Origin of the sequence: Fictibacillus arsenicus (assembly GCF_001642935.1) — a bacterium.
Lineage (GTDB): Bacteria > Bacillota > Bacilli > Bacillales > Fictibacillaceae > Fictibacillus > Fictibacillus arsenicus_B.
Map to the genome: position 1 here is coordinate 3138543 of NZ_CP016761.1, position 15940 is coordinate 3154482.

17 protein-coding genes and 1 other RNA gene are annotated in these 15940 nt (G+C 39.9%); 5 read left to right on the forward strand and 13 right to left on the reverse strand.

Annotated elements, in window-relative coordinates:
- The first annotated feature begins 83 nt into the window (after positions 1-83).
- Positions 84-416: a hypothetical protein gene (locus ABE41_RS16055; protein ID WP_066292475.1), complete on the forward strand. Its 333-nt coding sequence runs from the start codon at positions 84-86 to the stop codon at positions 414-416.
- Positions 417-658: 242 nt separating this feature from the next.
- Here the strand turns inward: ABE41_RS16055 and ABE41_RS21120 are convergent, their stop codons facing one another.
- Positions 659-1054, reverse strand: a complete 396-nt coding sequence (locus ABE41_RS21120; RefSeq protein WP_156774292.1) for a hypothetical protein — start codon at positions 1052-1054, stop codon at positions 659-661.
- Positions 1055-1539: 485 nt separating this feature from the next.
- A complete protein-coding gene (locus tag ABE41_RS16065; RefSeq protein WP_066292479.1) occupies positions 1540-2049 on the reverse strand; it encodes a DinB family protein in 510 nt (169 codons plus the stop codon).
- Between the two features lie 173 nt (positions 2050-2222).
- Between ABE41_RS16065 and ABE41_RS16070 the strand changes: the two genes are divergently transcribed.
- The gene (locus ABE41_RS16070; RefSeq protein WP_066292482.1) at positions 2223-2633 is read left to right on the forward strand and encodes a VOC family protein; all 411 of its coding nucleotides are present in this window, start codon (positions 2223-2225) and stop codon (positions 2631-2633) included.
- 52 nt (positions 2634-2685) lie between these two features.
- Here ABE41_RS16070 and ABE41_RS16075 read toward each other — a convergent pair whose 3' ends face one another.
- Both ABE41_RS16075 and ABE41_RS16080 read right to left on the reverse strand, forming a co-directional pair.
- On the reverse strand, positions 2686-3708 hold the full coding sequence (locus tag ABE41_RS16075; protein ID WP_066292485.1) for an LLM class flavin-dependent oxidoreductase: 1023 nt from the start codon (positions 3706-3708) through the stop codon (positions 2686-2688).
- A gap of 109 nt (positions 3709-3817) precedes the next feature.
- A complete protein-coding gene (locus tag ABE41_RS16080; RefSeq protein WP_066292487.1) occupies positions 3818-4819 on the reverse strand; it encodes an LLM class flavin-dependent oxidoreductase in 1002 nt (333 codons plus the stop codon).
- A gap of 203 nt (positions 4820-5022) precedes the next feature.
- On the opposite strand from ABE41_RS16080, the gene ABE41_RS16085 reads away from it, so the two are divergent.
- Positions 5023-5895, forward strand: a complete 873-nt coding sequence (locus tag ABE41_RS16085) for an esterase/lipase family protein (RefSeq protein WP_066292489.1) — start codon at positions 5023-5025, stop codon at positions 5893-5895.
- Between the two features lie 40 nt (positions 5896-5935).
- Here the strand turns inward: ABE41_RS16085 and ABE41_RS16090 are convergent, their stop codons facing one another.
- Positions 5936-7162, reverse strand: coding sequence for an EAL and HDOD domain-containing protein (locus tag ABE41_RS16090; protein WP_066292492.1), 1227 nt, complete (start codon positions 7160-7162; stop codon positions 5936-5938).
- A 256-nt stretch (positions 7163-7418) separates the two neighbouring features.
- Here ABE41_RS16090 and ABE41_RS16095 point away from each other — a divergent pair, with 256 nt between their 5' ends.
- Together ABE41_RS16095 and ABE41_RS16100 are read left to right on the forward strand one after the other, a co-directional pair.
- On the forward strand, positions 7419-7949 hold the full coding sequence (locus ABE41_RS16095) for a YflT domain-containing protein (RefSeq protein WP_066292493.1): 531 nt from the start codon (positions 7419-7421) through the stop codon (positions 7947-7949).
- A gap of 18 nt (positions 7950-7967) precedes the next feature.
- Positions 7968-8174, forward strand: coding sequence for a CsbD family protein (locus tag ABE41_RS16100; protein ID WP_066292496.1), 207 nt, complete (start codon positions 7968-7970; stop codon positions 8172-8174).
- Between the two features lie 47 nt (positions 8175-8221).
- Here the strand turns inward: ABE41_RS16100 and ABE41_RS16105 are convergent, their stop codons facing one another.
- From ABE41_RS16105 to secG, 8 genes are all read right to left on the reverse strand, one after another.
- Positions 8222-9280: a M42 family metallopeptidase gene (locus tag ABE41_RS16105; protein ID WP_066292499.1), complete on the reverse strand. Its 1059-nt coding sequence runs from the start codon at positions 9278-9280 to the stop codon at positions 8222-8224.
- 189 nt (positions 9281-9469) lie between these two features.
- Positions 9470-10207, reverse strand: a complete 738-nt coding sequence (locus ABE41_RS21125) for a hypothetical protein (RefSeq protein WP_156774293.1) — start codon at positions 10205-10207, stop codon at positions 9470-9472.
- Between the two features lie 469 nt (positions 10208-10676).
- Positions 10677-11037: a transfer-messenger RNA gene (gene ssrA / locus ABE41_RS16115) on the reverse strand.
- A gap of 140 nt (positions 11038-11177) precedes the next feature.
- Positions 11178-11645, reverse strand: a complete 468-nt coding sequence (smpB, locus tag ABE41_RS16120; protein ID WP_066292503.1) for an SsrA-binding protein SmpB — start codon at positions 11643-11645, stop codon at positions 11178-11180.
- Between the two features lie 101 nt (positions 11646-11746).
- Positions 11747-14065, reverse strand: a complete 2319-nt coding sequence (rnr, locus tag ABE41_RS16125; protein WP_066292505.1) for a ribonuclease R — start codon at positions 14063-14065, stop codon at positions 11747-11749.
- A 29-nt stretch (positions 14066-14094) separates the two neighbouring features.
- Positions 14095-14844 carry an alpha/beta hydrolase gene (locus tag ABE41_RS16130; protein ID WP_301336220.1) on the reverse strand — a complete coding sequence of 250 codons (750 nt, stop codon included), beginning with the start codon at positions 14842-14844 and terminating at the stop codon, positions 14095-14097.
- Between the two features lie 9 nt (positions 14845-14853).
- On the reverse strand, positions 14854-15543 hold the full coding sequence (locus ABE41_RS16135; protein ID WP_066292510.1) for an alpha/beta hydrolase: 690 nt from the start codon (positions 15541-15543) through the stop codon (positions 14854-14856).
- 141 nt (positions 15544-15684) lie between these two features.
- Positions 15685-15924 carry a preprotein translocase subunit SecG gene (gene secG, locus ABE41_RS16140; RefSeq protein WP_066292512.1) on the reverse strand — a complete coding sequence of 80 codons (240 nt, stop codon included), beginning with the start codon at positions 15922-15924 and terminating at the stop codon, positions 15685-15687.
- Positions 15925-15940: the final 16 nt, after the last annotated feature.

Consider the following 15940-nt stretch of genomic DNA (forward strand, 5'->3'; position numbering starts at 1 on the left):
ATAAAACATCAAAACCCAATTGCCCTTATGCAATTGGGTTTTGTGTCATAATAAATGATAAACACGAGTATAGGGGTGATCCAATGAAACAATGGTTGACACTACTAATAACTTTTTTATTAACAGTTTCAATTACAGCTTGTTCGAACACAGAAGACTCTAAAAGTGAGCAACCCGTTGACAAAGAACCAACAAACGAGGCGGTTAATATGATAGCTAACGATGAAAAGATTATAGAGATGTTAAAGAAAAAAGGAGAAATACCAGAAGATGCTTCACAAGAGGAGATTACAAAAGCTCTCCAAAAATACTTAAAAAACAAAGCACCTGGACCTGGCACTTTAAAAGACGAAAAGGAAAAGCAGAATTATATTAATAAGCTGAAAGAAGAAATTCAAAAGAACAATAAGGAATAAAAGGACAAATCCAAACTGGATTTGTCCTTTGCAAACTTTGTTGCTATTTCTAAAAGATTGTTTTTGGATGGTTTTTGTAGAGTTCATCGTTGACAAGTTGATTGGAGCGCAAGGTGCGAGACTCCTGCGGGATCAGCGGGACAGGTGAGACTCCTAACGGCGCATAGCGCAGAGGAGGCTCACCGCACGCCCCGCGGAAAGCGAGCATCCTGGAGCGGAGATCAACGACTTCCAAAAGAACCTTATTTATCTTCCCAACGATACAATGTGATTTCATCATACACAGGATCAAAGAGTTCATTTGATCTGAGTGTTTTAACTTCTTCAAGATGATCTGAAACATCTATCCCTTGTTCCTTAAACCCTTCAATCAGATGATTCGTCACATATATCTTCTTATTTTTATTGTACTTCTTGTCCTGTAAAAACAAATCATACGTATAAAACCTCTTGTGTTCAAAAGGAACATCCAAGTACTGAAAGACACGAGTTTCTTCCCAAGTGTATATAACAGACTCTTCATCTTTTTGAGCGAGATAGTTTGCAGACTGGTAGACAGCCGGATTTTTTCCGTCTGTTCTTTTAGGATCGGGATACCGATGACTAGCTGCATAACAGTAAGACCCATACACGCCCACTTTAAAAGTGTGTGTTTCCCTGCAATTGAAACGAGCCATATGAACAGAAGCATAAGTGTTATTGGGAATGAATGTCTTGGTTTCTCTACATTTTGTGCAAACAGATTCCATAAAAAATAAATCAATAGAAGTGTCAGCATCAGATAGTGTTTTTTTAGGAAGACCCCTGCCTCTTTTGTTTTATTTTTCAGCAAAGCAATAATAGAAATCCCCACAAAACCTATAAGAAGAATTGTTGACTTCGCAAACATTCCTACGTAAATGATATTATTAATGACAAGCTCGTAAAGCCTCGTAAAAAAAGGCTCATGGGTGTCAACTACTGTTCCTCCCCATGATGTAAAATGACCAGAAACGAAAGACAGGAAAATGCGGCTGCATGGCTAATAAATCATAGCGGTCCAGCGCTAATACAAAATCCACAATGGAAGATTTGAGAAATAAAAATAGAGACCACCCTAGTGTAGCGGTCTCTACTTCGTTTCCTATTGATGCTGGAGTGAGTATAGATAAAAAACATAATCAATTGAGGCTCCTTTGTGTCCCAGCTGGTTTAACATAGCTGAGATATGCCCGCGATGATAGGTTCCGTGATTAACAACATGCTGGATAAGATCAGCATAATTAGATTGAAGTGTCCCAAAATGAGGATGATTAATAGTTGTTTGTGAGGTTATATCCTTTTGACTCGAAATAAAAGAGTCGTATTTTCTGCTCAATTCTTTAAATTTTAATCCCATTTCATCCAAACTTGCAGTATTTAACTCCTCAGTTAATTGTCCAAGTGTCGCTACTATATCATGAAAGTCTTCCCCTTTCATGGCCTTTAGCCAAACATAATCGACTTGATACATATGTATAAGCACTGCTGAAACCGATGGAAATACACTATGAGTTTCCTTACGATAGATTTCGGATGGAAGAGTTTTTAAATGTTCGAACACCTTATCATTTGCCCATACATTAAACTTTTGCAGCTGTACCGTTTTATCCATCACCCTGACCTCCCTATTTTTTCACACAATAAATTAACTACTAAATAAGTTCTATAACTATTAATCAATCTCCTTTCATAAAAAGAGATTTGTCGAACAAATGTTCTTGTTTTTAACTTGGGCTTATAGTAAGATGAACTTGTAGTTTGACTAACAAAAGAGGAGTGTTTCTCGTGAAAAATCAAGCTGTTCCTTATTTATCATTTAACGGCAATGCAAAAGACGCTTTAAATTTTTACAAAGACGTTTTTAACGGTGAAATCACAGAAATTCAAACATTTGGAGAAGCTGACTTCCCTACTCCTCCAGAGGCTGATAACCGTGTTATGCATGCAAAATTTAAAAAAGGTAATCTTTTTTTGATGGCCTCTGACAGCTTTCCTGGCCATGAAATTACAGAGGGTAATAACATCTCACTCGTTCTTGAGACTGAAAGTGAAGAAGAAATTCAAAATCTTTATGAAAAACTAAGTCAAAACGGGACTATATTAATGGAGCTACAAGATACATTTTGGGGTGCAAAGTACGGCAAAGTGAAAGACCGCTTTGGGATTTCTTGGGATCTGAATTATCAAAAAGCATAAGAAAACACAAAAAAAGCGTACACCATAGAAATTTACGGAGTACGCTTTTCTTTTACTTTTCCTTTAGAGCACTTGAAAGTAATTCGAACGACCGAAGCCGTGCTTGATGATCGTAAATCTGGCTGTTAATAATAATTTCGTCTGCCTCTGTTTCATCAAGAAACGATTGTAATTTCTCTTTTACTGTCTCAATATTCCCAACAAATGTTGTACGCAACTGCTTGTCTATTGTTGCTTTTTCAAATGGACTCCAAAGACCTTCCATACTTTCGACAGGCGGCTTAAGTGGCGTTGGAGTACCTCGAATTAAATTTAAAAACTGCTGCTGAAGTGAAGTAGCAAGCAACTCAGCCTCTTCATCCGTATCCGCAGCTACTACATTTGCTCCAACCATCGCATATGGTTCGTCGAGTACTTCTGATGGGGTGAAAGTATTTCTGTATAACTCTAATGCAGGCAATGTATTTTCCGGTGAAAAATGACTAGCAAATGCAAAAGGTAGTCCTAGCCGTCCAGCAAGTCTTGCACTGAAACCACTAGAACCCAGAAGCCAGATTGGAATCTTAAGCCCTTCTCCTGGTATTGCTCTTACCTTCATGCTGCCTTCTGCCAATTCCGGATTCAAATAAGTACGTAATTCATCAAGCTGCATCGGAAATTCGTCCCCGCTCATACTAAGTTCACGGCGCAAAGCATGTGCTGTCAGTTGATCCGTACCCGGAGCACGGCCAAGTCCAAGATCGATTCGATCAGGATACATGGACTCTAGAGTGCCAAACTGTTCAGCTATGACGAGAGGTGCATGATTGGGCAGCATAATTCCTCCAGATCCTACACGAATCTTTGAGGTTCCCCCAGCCACATAACCTATTACGACCGATGTAGCAGAACTCGCAATTCCTGGCATATTGTGATGTTCAGCGAGCCAATAGCGATTGTACCCCCACTTTTCAGCATGCTGAGCAAGATCTAGCGTATTCTTAAAAGAATCAGATGCCGTTCCGCCTTCGACTAACGGAGCCAAGTCTAAAACTGAAAACGGAATATCACTGATACTCTTTTTACGATTGGACATATGTGAGTCCTCCTTATATGTGAAGCAAAAAAATTAGCTACTATATTTTAATAATCACTAATAGTATAACAAGATACGTTGGTGATTAAAAAAATAATGCTTTTTTTATCTACTTTCCTATTATTTCTTCTGCCAGCAGCTCATATGAACGTATTCTGTCCTCATATCTATGTGTAATGGTAATGATCATCATCTCATCAGTATTATAAAGTTTTTGCAGTTTTAAAAGTTCTTGTTTTACTTGATTAGGGGTGCCAATTATCATCTTGTCCCTTGATTCATTTATTATCTCCGACCATTTTTCCGTTGAATAGTAACTTTTAGCCTCTTCTATGCAAGGTACTCCCTTGCCCCCTTTACCTTTTTTATTTTGTATTCTCCATAAAAGTACAGGCAGAGCTAATTCCTCAGCTTCTTCAGTTGTTTCTGCACAAATAACAGACACGGCAATAATCGTTTTAGGTATTTTTTGAACCCTTCCTGGTTTGAAGTGTTCCCGATACGTTTTTAAAATTTGTTCGCCTGGCTTCTCACTCATAAAATGACCAAAGGCGTACGCCAAACCGTTTTCAGCAGCTGAAATAGCACTCTTATCACTTGTACCAAGGATCCAAGGTTCAGGCGATACATTCGGAACAGGAGATGCTGAGATCTTAGAAAACATGTGATCGGATGGATAGTCATCATAAAGAAAATGGAGAAGTTCTTTAATAGCTTTGGGCATTTTCCGCACTTGTTCTAAAAAGTTAATAGACAAAGCCATCGATGCTTCAGCAGATCCACCTGGCGCGCGTCCGATTCCAAGATCGATACGGCCTGGAAAAAGAGTAGCCAGCATGTTATACGTTTCGGCAACTCGGTATGGCCGATAATGAGGCAGTAAAACGGCACCAGCACCGATACGAATTGATTTTGTGTTTGCACCGATAACCCCGAGCATCACTTCAGGAGCTGAACAGGTTAGTCCAGAGAAGTTATGGTGTTCAGCGATCCAATATCTTTCATAGCCGAGTCTTTCTCCCGCTTTAGCCAGTTCCATTGAAGCATTTAATGCTTGATGAGGAGTATGACCGTAAGAAATTGGTGACTGATCTAAAATCGATAACTTCATAAATAAATACTCCTCCTCGTTTTGTTAACTAGTATTTTACTCCAAAAATCATATTTTTACCGTTGACAACGCTTACATTCTCTAGTTTAATGTTACCTAAGTTAATTTTTAGATTATGCAGGAATCTGGAGACACGCATAAATCCCATATGAGGGAATTTTGGGGTGTCTTTTTTTATTAAAAATAGAAATGAGGGATGTGTAATGTCAAAGTGGTTAAGTATGATTTTTACCGTAATTCTCGTTTCAGTTATGACGATCAGTGGCAGCCAAACAACAGCTATCGCAAATGATTCATCTGCCGGTGGATTCCTGACAGAAGAAGGACTCCCTCCTCCAGGTGCCAATGACGCTTCCTGCAAGCCAAGTGCAGAGCACCCTGAACCTGTCGTCCTCGTACCCGGAACTTTTGAAACGATGGAAAGAAACTTTGTTAATTTAGCACCTCTGTTAAAAGAAAAAGGATATTGTGTTTATTCCTTAAATTACGGGTATACCGGTGCTGTACCTGCATCTGGTCCTATTGAGGATTCAGCTGCCGAACTTAAGACTTTTATAGATAACGTTTTGAACTTAACAGGAGCTCAAAAAGTTTCAATCGTCGGACATAGCCAAGGCGGAATGATGCCGCGTTATTATATGAAGAACCTAGGTGGAGCTAAAAAAGTAGAGGATTTGATTGGACTTGTTCCATCAAATCATGGAACGGAAGGTGTTGCCGGGCTAACAAAGCTCACATCAACAGGAGCAGATCTTGCCTCATGCACAGCGTGCCAGCAGCAAGCAGCAGGTTCGGATTTTCTTCTGGAGCTTAATGAAGGTGACGAAACACCAGGCGATGTATCATACACGGTGGTTACAACACGTAATGATGAGATTGTTGTTCCTTTCACCTCAGCCTTTTTAAAAGGAGAGACAGGGAACGTAACGAATATAACGATCCAAGATTATTATCCGTACGATCAAATTGAGCATCAGAACATTGCTCAAGATCCACTTGCTTTTAATTTTGTTTTCGATGCACTCGAACATGAAGGACCTGCAGATCCCCAAAGGGCTGTCGGCATATTTAAGTAACATATAAGGGACCTCCAGTAACGGAAGTCCCTTTTTTTCTTTATTGAACTGTACTTTCCGTATGAGCATGAACAAATTGATCTGCTGTTAAAGTACTTGCTTGATAATTCATCAACAATTCAGCATCTGATGTCTGAAGTGCGCGGCATAGCTTTTGTAATTCGTCCCACTCCCCATGCTCAATACACTTTACTGCAGAAAGAGCCAAATTATACGTTTCATTTTTACCAACTAAAGCATCAGCCAGCTCATTTGTTATCGGCAGATCTTCAATGATATCTTTCATATTTTTGTTAAGGATCGTGTCTATCAGCGAAAACATGCCAAACATGTAAAGCTGATTTTTGTTTAATTCAAAAATACTTGCTGTGCGCTCAAAGAAAGAAGCTCTCGTTAAGCTCATTTTCAATAATTCGGTTTGATTGTCTGCTTTTTTCATGCTGGACATCATAAGTATCATAATCAATTTTTTTATCTCAAAAAGTCCTAGAAGCACAACAGCCTGCTTAATAGAGGTTACTTTGCTTTTAAAGAAAAACGTTCCCGAATTCATTACTTTTAACAGCTTGTAAGACAAGGATAAATCTTGCTGAATGATGCTGCTGATCTCATCAATATTCGGGTCGGAAGAACTCAACTTATCTAACAGCTGCAAATAATTTGTAGGGATCGGATCAATATCTTTTCCTTGCAGAATGATCGGTTTACTGAAGAAATATCCTTGAAAGTACTCAAATCCCATAGCTTTGGCTTCTTCATATTCTTCTCTGCTTTCAATCTTCTCGGCAAGAAATGTCACTTTATTTTTATATGTCTCAACCATATCTTTAATATCTCCTCGGCTCATTGCTAAATAATCAATCTTAATAATATCAATGTACGGAAGAAGCGGTGAAAGATTCCTTTTAAAGGCTACATCATCTAGCGCAATAATATATCCTTTGCTTTTCAATTCTTTGCAAACATTTAAAATTTCTTGAGTCAGATTTACAGTTTCTAATATTTCCACAACAATATACTCCGGCGAAATATATGTAGGAACCCGATTTAATAAAAGGTTTTCTGTAAAATTGATAAAACACTTTTTGCGATCCCCGACTTCCTTTATTCCAATTCCAGCAAAGCTGTTAACCATAACATCGACTGTGGCACTGTCATGATCCAATCCTTCATACCTGTTCGCTGTACTATTTCGATATAAAAGTTCGTAAGCAACAACATTCTCATCTCTATCTAAAATAGGCTGTCTGCCAATAAAAATATCCATTTCTCAATCACCAATTCACTATTTATTGTACTAAAGTTAAGTTATTTATAATTTCCTTAATATAGACATCAAACCATAAAATGTAAATAAAGACAATAAACATTAATCTGTTAAAAATAACCATTTCGTCATTACAATTTACATTTGATGTAAGAATTTATGGTAACTTCGACTCAAAAAAGTACTAAAACGTTTCATTGCATCCGTCTTTGGGAACAAAACCTACGTAGTAATCATCTCACAAAGGAGGAAGTCAATGGATAAGCATAATAAAGTAGTAGGCGTTTTCCGAACAGAAGATGATGCAATTGACGCAATCAAGGAATTAAGAGCACAAGGTTATAACGAAAATGACATCTCAGTAATTGCAAAGGATAAAAAGGAAGTTAAACAGATTCATGAAGAAACAGGCACGAAAGCTCCCCAGGGGGCTGCCACCGGAATGGCTACAGGCGGAGTACTGGGTGGTCTGGGCGGATTGCTTCTTGGAGCAGGCGCACTTGCTATTCCTGGAATCGGACCGATTGTAGCTGCTGGACCAATTGCAGCTGCTCTTGGTGGTGCTGCTGTCGGTGCAGGAGCAGGAGGAATCGTAGGTGCTCTAGTGGGCTTAGGTATTCCTGAGAAAGAAGCGAAAGAGTATGAGGAAGCCGTCGAGGGCGGTGATATTCTCGTACTTGTTGATGCCAGTGAAGTAGATCGTCACAGACAAGTAAACGATACATTCCGCACGTACCGTTCTACGAATGCTCATCGTTATGAAGATTCTTATTCCAATAAATATTAGAATGGAGGATGATTAAAGATGAAAAACGATACTATGGAAGGCAAGTGGAAACAACTCAAAGGCGAAGCTAAGAAACAGTGGGGAAATTTAACCGATGATGATTACGATCAAGCGCAAGGAGATCGTGAAAAAATGATCGGAAAGATTCAGGAACGTCACGGAAAAACAAGAGAAGATGCTGAACGCGAGTACGATGACTGGCACCGCAGATTCGGACAGTATTAAAAATAGTTGAACCCCGTCAGATTTTTTATCTGGCGGGATTTTTATAGTTAATAATCAAGCAAAGATTGCAGCTTGTCTTTGTCTAGAACTTTAACAAGCTCTACAACTAGTTTCGCGCAGTTTTCCAAATCACACTTACTAATCATCGATGTGTGACTGTGTATGTAACGCGCCGCAACACCTATAACAATACTTGGAATCCCCTTTTTAAAGAGATGAAATTTACCCGCATCTGTTCCTCCCCCAAGCATAACATCTACTTGATACGGAATATTGTTTTTTTCAGCAACCTCAATAATCAGGTCACGGAATGCTGTGTGCGGAATCATAGATGAATCCAAAAATGTAATCAGAGGACCTTCCCCTAGTTTTGCTTTGTTGGCATTACCACCTGGACCGTCCTCTGCTACACCTACATCAAGTGCTATAGCTACGTCCGGATCCATAATATAAGGTGCCGTTAATGCTCCTCGCAAACCAACCTCTTCCTGAACGGTTGCTCCGCTATAAACTGTGTTGGGGTGGTCTATTCCATGAAGCTGTTTAAGAACTTGGATGGCGGTATAACATCCTGCTCTATTATCGAGTGCTTTTGCGAGAATTGTATCATTGTTGGGCATTAATTCAAATGGACAGATTGGAAGGATTGGATCCCCCACTTTGATCCCCCATTGTTTCACTTGATCTTTGTCATTTGCTCCAATATCAATAAACATTTCTTTCATCGGGTATACTTTATTCCGTTCTTCTGGCTGCAGAACGTGAGGCGCTTTGGAACCTACAACGCCTGTAAACGTTTTGTTCTTAGTGACCACCTGAACACGTTGCGCCAAAAGCACCTGAGACCACCATCCGCCAAGTGGAACAAAACGCAGATATCCATCTTTTGTTATTTCACTGACCATGAATCCTACTTCATCCATATGTCCTGCCAACAAAATTTTCGGTCCCTCTTCTGCACCTTTTTTTTCTCCAAAAATACTGCCAAGATGATCTGTCAGCAAATTAGACCCAGTTTGGTTGATTTCCCTTTTCATGATGGCACGAATTGCTTTTTCAAATCCAGGGGCACCGTTTGTTTCAGTTAATTCCACTAATAAATCCATTAATTTTCACCATCCTATTTATATAGGATGGTAAAAATGGTTCGGAAATATTACATAAAATGTCTACCTTAATATAAACTCTTAATTAATTTTAACTATCCATTTACACATAAAGAAAGTACTCATCCTCTCAGATAAGTACGATCAAAAAAGTTATGGGTAATCAAACTTCAAAAAAAATTAATCTTATTAGAGTGTAAACCATCCTCCAGGTTCTAAATCTTCACAATTTCTGTTTTTTTTGCTTTTTTTCTTTTTCTTACAAAAATCTTTCTCGCACCATGAACTAGAAGATGAAGATTCTTGTTTACACCAAAAAAAGTGTGAGCTAGAAGAGGACTCTTTCTTACAGCATTTAGAAGATGATTCTTTTTTGCAATCATGTTTCTTTCTATCATCATCTTTCTTTTTGCAATCATCTTTCTTTTTCCCGCAAGGATTTTCTTTTTTACAGCATAAAATTCTGCAATTGCTGCTTTCGTCGTCACCAGGTTCACCAGCTTGAGTAATAAAGTTAATAGATCCAATTGGGATGGTTACAATATTTAAATCATCTTCTTCAACAATTTGAATGGATCGTCGGTTAACAGCTGTAAGAACGCCCTGAATTGTTTCTTCTCCTCCATCGTTAACTTCTACCTGGCAATTGATCAATTTTCTTAAAATACCTCGGAAAGTATCATTGCATACTTTTTTCCGATCTTTTTGGCAGCAGTTCTTATCAGAAACTACTGCAATGTTTCTAAGATTGCATAGCGGTATATAGAACACTTTATTATCGTCATCTTTGATCGCAATGAAATCTCGTCCAACGCATACAAGCTTACCCTCTATTTCTATGTCTTCAAACCCTTCGTTGGCTATGACACGCTTACATAAAAATTGTGCTACCTCTCGAGCCGAGAGTGTGTTGTTCCTACAATTCAAAAAACTTCCTCCTGAAAATAATATTTCTTGTCCATGTATAATATGTAAGAAATCATAAAAAGGTATAGGTAACTTGTCTATATTTCTTGATTTTCAAGAGAGTTTTTTAGAATTTATGTGGAAATCAATTAAATAAAGTGGTGGAGATGGGTTATGGCATACTTGTTGATTGCTGACTTATTTGTCTTCAATTTTTTATGAGTCTTCATCTTAATTTATAGGCTTTTCGACAAAACCACACTCTCCTATCCGCTGTTGAAAATAAAAACAAGACGAACATAATCGTATACGAGGTGGCTTCAAACTTTCGTTCCTGCTAAGATCGATTTTTCACTTGTCACAGAGTTAATCATTTCTCTGCTAACAAGTTGCACTCTTTAAAAAGAATAAAAAAAGCATAAAACTTCCAAACGGAAGGTTTATGCTTTATGTCACATTAAATAATGCTGATTTGTTTCCACCTATGTATTGGTGGAGACGGTGGGAGTCGAACCCACGTCCAAAGATATTGGCACTTAAGCTTCTACGAGTGTAGTCGGTTTATTCGCGTTTCGCGAATCCATCTGCCAGCCGACAGGCGTCCAGATCGCTAGCCTGATTATTCTCTTCCATCGTCCTCAGGCGGAGGACAACCGGCGTAGCCCACTAAGAGTGAGTCCCTTACCCTACCACATGGGCGATGGAGGGAGGAACAGCTAAAGTGCTATTACGCAGCTAAAGCTAAGTTGTTGTTTGTTTTGCCAGTTATTGGCTTTGGCGTTTTAACGAGGCCGACCCCCTCGACTCGCAACTTAAGCTCAAACTACCCCTGTCGAATCCGTAACGTCCCCATTATAAAATGGTGTGCAGAAACTTAATTCTGCCGCTACCGGAGAGAGATAAAAGCTTATTTGCTCTTATTCACTTGTGTACTCAGTATAACATTTTTGGTGCACCGCCTCAATTGTAAGTTCCTGTAAGAACAGCCAATTTAGACTTTTTGTCGATCACGGAATGCGCGTTCGATTTCACGCTTTGCATCTTTCTTCTTCAGATCATCACGCTTGTCATAATGCTTTTTACCTTTAGCCAAACCAATTAAAAGCTTAGCAAAGCCATTTTTAAGATACATTTTCAAAGGAACAATGGAATACCCTTGTTCTTTTGTTGCACCTAAAAGCTTGTTTATTTCCTTGCGATGCAAAAGCAGCTTTCTAGTACGAAGCGGATCGTGGTTGTAACGATTTCCTTGTTCGTACGTGCTGATATGCATGTTGTGCAGAAACAACTCGCCGTTTTGCACGCGGGCAAATGAATCTTTAAGGTTTGCCCGTCCTGCGCGTATGGATTTTATCTCCGTGCCCTGAAGGACAATTCCAGCTTCAAATGTTTCTTCGACGTGGTAATCGTGCCGCGCTTTTTTATTTTGTGCGACTACTTTCCCTTCTCCTTTTGGCATGTAAACTCAATCCTCCCCACAGCAAGTGAACTTTAATTATAGCAATTTGGTCAAATAACGTCAAGGTTCACCATGATAGATGAACCTTGATCATCAACCTATTATTTCTTCTTTTTCTTGCCTTTCTTTTTAGCCACAGGCTTATAAAACGGCTTTTTCTTGCCCTTTTTAGAATCCTGAGGGCCGCTGGAACGATCAGACTCACTATTACGGCTCTTGCTGCGTCTTCCTCGTCCTCGTTTTGGTGTGTCACCGATATCAATGACTTGCTGGCGGTCTTTATGACGCTTGCGTGGTGTTCCTTTCATACCGACGATTTCAAAATCAATCGCGCGCTCATCAACGTTTACGTTCACAACCCGGATTGAAATCTCGTCACCGATTCGGAACACGTTACCTGTGCGCTCTCCGATCATGGCCATAAACTTCTCATCAAAACGATAATAATCGTCTGTTAAGTAGCTGACATGCACAAGTCCTTCGATTGTGTTCGGCAGCTCGACAAAAAGGCCGAAGTTTGTAACAGAACTGATCACGCCATCAAACTCTTCCCCAACTTTATCAAGCATGAACTGTGCTTTCTTCAGTTCGTCCGTTTCACGTTCAGCATCAACAGCACGTCGTTCCATTCCTGAAGAGTGCTTTGCGATACCCGGCAGCTCTGCTTTCCAGTGGCTTACCGTTTTTGGACCTGTATCTTTTTCAAACAGATACGTACGGATCAATCTGTGAACGATTAAATCAGGATAACGCCGGATAGGCGAAGTGAAATGAGTATAGAATTCAGTAGCTAAGCCATAGTGGCCCAGTGACATATGATCGTATTTCGCCTGTTTCATGGAACGAAGCATGATCTTGCTGATAACCATCTCTTCTGGCTCGCCTCTAACTGTTTCCAGAAGCTGCTGAAGACTGCGCGGATGAATATCGCTCGCAGAACCTTTTAATGCGTAACCGAACATCCCGATAAATTCCAAGAATCGTTCAAGCTTGCCTTCGTCTGGATCTTCGTGGATACGATACATGAACGGAAGCTCCAGCTCGTGGAAATGCTGAGCAACGGTTTCGTTGGCACAAAGCATAAATTCCTCGATCAGCTTTTCAGCAACTGAACGTTCACGCAGAACGACATCCTGCGGATCGCTATTTTCATCTACTAGAACTTTTGCTTCTGAAAAATCAAAGTCAATCGCACCGCGGGCAAAACGTTTTTTACGTAAAACTTCTGCCAGCTCGCCCATCAGCTTAAAGAATGGAATTAAAGGCTCATAGCGCTTAGAAACTTCTTCATCTTCATCCTGCAAAATTTTACGGACGTCTGAATAAGTCATTCGTTCTGTTGTTTTAATGACACTCGGGAAGATATCGTGTTTAATTACTTCACCGTCATGATTGATTTCCATCTCACAAGAGATCGTCAAACGGTCAACTTTCGGGTTCAATGAACATATTCCATTTGATAGACGATGTGGAATCATCGGGATAACCCGGTCTACTAAGTACACACTCGTACCTCGTTCACGTGCTTCTTTATCGATTGCTGACTCTTCCGTTACATAGTGAGTAACATCAGCAATATGAACGCCAAGCTTATAATGACCGTTCGGCAATTTTATAACATGAACTGCGTCATCCAAGTCCTTTGCGTCAGCTCCATCAATCGTCACGATCGTTTCATTTCGAAGATCGCGGCGTCCTTCAATATCTTTCGGATCGATTTCGTCTGGCGTATTGTGCGCTTGTTCTAATGCTTCTTCAGGGAATTCCCTTGGCAGTCCGTGCTTAAAAATAACAGAGATAATGTCCACACCCGGATCATTTTTATGCCCGATAATATGGATGATCTCACCTTCAGCACTGTTTCGGCCTTCTGGGTATTTCGTTATTTTCACAACGACTTTATGTCCTTCTACAGCACCGTTCACGCCTTCTGCTGGAATGAAGATGTCATTCGGGATTCGTTTGTCGTCAGCCACCACAAAACCGAACCTGCGGCTTTCTTGGAATGTACCGACTACTTCAGTTACGCCGCGCTCTAAAATGCGGATAATCGTTCCTTCTGGACGTGAACCTGAAGAGGTGTTGTTTAAACGGACTAGAACGGTATCACCGCTCATCGCACCATTCATATCTGATTGAGAGATATACACATCTTTTTGTTCGCTGTCTTCAGGGATTAAAAACGCAAAACCTTTTGCATGCCCTTGTACGCGCCCTTTGATCAGGCTCATTTTTTCTGGAAGACCGTAACGGTTCGTTCGTGTTCTGACTACCGAACCTTCATCTTCCAGTTGGTTAAGTGTTAAAACCAGTTCTTTGAAAGCTTCAGCATCCGGCAGTTGAAGAGCTTCTTCAATCTCGGTTACTGTCATCGGCTTTTCCGATTCTTTCATGAGCTGGAGTATTTGCAGTTTATCCAAAAACTGACCTCCTTTTTAAGGAAAAGGCTCTATTCAGACCAGTCCAGGTCTTCTAAGAATGCATAAACGTCTTCATGCAATTGTTCTTTTTCCTTGTCTAATGTAATGACGTGTGTTGAATTTTCGTACCATTTTAAATCTTTTTTTTCACTTTCAACTTCGTTATAAATAATATTTGCAGAATCTGTGTTAATCATTTCATCATGTCTAGCCTGCACCACAAACGTAGGTGCGTATACAAGGTCTACCGAATTTCTTACGCTTTTAAGGAGCTCTTGGAGCGCTTTTAGCGTATTCATCGGTGTTTTCTTAAACTCTTCCATTTCTTGTTCAATTTGTTCAGGAGATTTTTGTTCACGCTTTTTATATTCTTCGGCGTACTCACAAACCCCTTTATACATTACTTCCTCGCTTTTGATGTACATAGGTGCGCACATTGGGACAACGGCTTTCACAGGCTGTTCAGTTGCGAGTTTTAATGAAAATACGCCTCCAAGGGAAAGTCCGACAACCGCAATTTCGTCATACCCTTTTTCTTTTAAGTGGTTGTATCCGCCGATTACATCTTCCCACCAGTCATCTGGCCCTGTATGAACGAGTTCTTCAGGTGGAACCGCGTGTCCTTTATATTGTGGTGCGTGGCACGTGTAGCCTTTCTTTTGAAGGAATCTCCCCATCATTCTTACGTCCGCTGAACTGCCGGTAAATCCGTGCAGCATTAGGACTGCCCGCTTTCCTCCCTCAAAGAAAAACGGTTTTGGTGCTGTGATTTTCATGATGTTTCTCTCCTATTCACTCATTAAAAATTGATAAACCTCATCGATCAGCTGATCTTTTTCAACATCATGGCAGATCATGTGCTTCGACTCTTTAAAGTAACAAATTCGTTTATTGGATGCTGCAATCGTCCCATATAAAAACTCCGCACTTTTTCTTGGTACAAGTCCGTCACACTCTCCTTGTACAATCAGCGTAGGCGCTGAGATCTGTGCTAATTCTGGTTTAAGCAGCTTTACTAGCTTTCGAAATTCCCTTGTTGCACTTAAAGGGGTATCAAGCAGTTTTTTTCTGTACCTTTTATAAAGCTCATGGTCTTTTAACTGCCTGTTGAAACCTGAGATCATCATATTCGCTATATCTTTAATCATCTGTCCGGGGTTTACGTAATAAGCACTTGCATTCAACAAGATCAATTTATCGCAGCCATATTTGGATGCCAGATAACCAGCGATCATTCCACCCATTGAAAACCCGACAATGTAGATTTTATCCGCTTTTTTCCGAAGTTCAAGATATGCGTTTTCCGCTTCTTGCAGCCATTCTTTGTGTGTTCTTCCTCTTAATGAAAGCTCAGTCCCATGCCCTGGGTAAGTCGGAACAGAAAGTATCCAATCGGTATTTTTCTGCAGATACTCTGTGATGGGCTCGATTTCATAGGGTCCTCCTGTAAAGCCATGCAAACAAAGACAACCGATCATGCTACCACCTTTTTGATTTTAGATTACCCTTTTATGTACGTATCAAATCATATCACAACCAATATAAGAAATGGTGAGCAACGGTTTTTGCGCATTAAAAAAACAACAAGCGATGTTTCGCCTGCTGCTCTTAAGTACTGATTAATTTGTAGGTAAGAAATACGCTACTGAAATTGTCAAAACGAAGAATAATACTGCAAGAATCACTGTAAGTTTACTAAGCAATGCATCAATACCGCGTGCTTTTTGCTTACCAAAAAGCTGCTCAGCTCCACCTGTAATTGCTCCTGATAATCCGGCCGAACGACCTGACTGAAGAACAACGACAACAATTAAAGATAATGATACTAAAATAAGAAGGATTTTTGCTGCTGTTAGCATGAATGTTACACCTCCA